This is a genomic window from Mesorhizobium sp. M7A.F.Ca.AU.002.02.1.1 (genome assembly GCF_003998535.1).
GTDB classification, from domain to species: domain Bacteria; phylum Pseudomonadota; class Alphaproteobacteria; order Rhizobiales; family Rhizobiaceae; genus Mesorhizobium; species Mesorhizobium ciceri.
Genome location: NZ_RZPB01001183.1, coordinates 1 through 1,260, shown reverse-complemented (window position 1 = coordinate 1,260; position 1,260 = coordinate 1). Strand labels below are relative to the sequence as shown.

1 protein-coding gene and 1 pseudogene are annotated in these 1,260 nt (G+C 65.2%); one reads left to right on the top strand and one right to left on the bottom strand.

All coding sequences use genetic code 11. From position 1 onward, the window contains the following. A pseudogene (locus tag EN879_RS36295) lies at positions 1-254 on the bottom strand (hypothetical protein); the annotation flags it as partial. A 237-nt stretch (positions 255-491) separates the two neighbouring features. Between EN879_RS36295 and EN879_RS36290 the strand changes: the two are divergent. Further along, positions 492-1,260, top strand: a 769-nt coding sequence (locus tag EN879_RS36290; protein WP_127274733.1) for a KpsF/GutQ family sugar-phosphate isomerase, incomplete at its 3' end; no start/stop codon positions are given.

Genomic DNA, 1,260 nt, shown 5'->3' with positions numbered 1-1,260 from the left:
AGATAGGTGCGGGCCGGCGCGTTGTCCTGCGCGGCGTTGGCCGGCTGTTGACCCTGCGCTGCCAAGGCCAGCTGTCTCGCCTTGCGCTGCTGGTCGGACAGGATCGCCGATTCCGAAACTTCGCCGCGCAGTTCGGTTTCCTGGGCATGGAGCGCCGTTGGGCGCAGCAAGGCAAACATGCTGGTTGCCAGCAGCAAGGCGCAGACCGCCTTGCCCCCACGTCCCGTCGAATTTTCTGGCTGGACCCCGGACATCGCCACCACTGCTTGCGCGGCGCACGCGCGCCATACTTACCGAACCGTAAATGGGGATGGTTAACGGAGGGTTGAGGCAGCGGCCCGTCAGCTGCCTGAAGCGCTGATTTCCAAAGGGATTCATACCGCGTGCGTTTTCTCGCCTGCCGTCGTCTGAACCACCGCACACGTTCGGGCGATATGCCTGGGGCCATTTCCGTTGGACAGCGCGCCGGCAAAGCGCTAATCGCATCAGCCATGCATGCGGGATCCCTGGATAAGAAGCCTTTGGACAGGCAAGCCTCGATCGCTTCGGCGCTGAGGACGGTGGCGACAGAACAGGCCGGTGTCGCAGCCCTCGCCGAGGCGCTGGAGAATGGGCTGGCCGCGCCTTTCGCCCAGGCGGTCGAGATGATCTCGGGGATTGAAGGCCGGCTCATCGTCACCGGCGTCGGCAAAAGCGGCCATATCGGTTCGAAGATCGCCGCGACGCTGGCCTCGACCGGCACGCCGGCTTTCTTTGTCCATCCCGCCGAAGCCAACCACGGCGATCTCGGCATGATCGCCAGGGACGACGCCATCATCGCCATGTCGTGGTCGGGCGAAAGCAAGGAACTGATGGGCATCGTCGCCTATTCCAGGCGCTTTTCCATTCCGCTGATCGCCATCACCGCCGGAGAGACATCGGCGCTGGCGCGGGCGGCGGACGTGGTGCTGCTTTTGCCGCGCGCTCCGGAGGCCTGTCCGCATGGCCTGGCGCCAACGACATCGACGCTGCTGCAACTGGTGATGGGCGACGCGCTGGCGATCGCGCTGCTCGAAGCACGCGGCTTCACGCCGGACCATTTCCGCACCTTTCACCCGGGCGGCCAGCTCGGCGCCAATTTGACGCAGATCCGCGAGATCATGCATGTCGGCGACAGGCTGCCGCTGGTGGTTGCGGGCACCGGCATGCAGGACGCGATCCTGGAACTGTCGCGCAAAGGGTTTGGCTGCGTCGCGATCACCGATGTCGACGGTGCGCTGG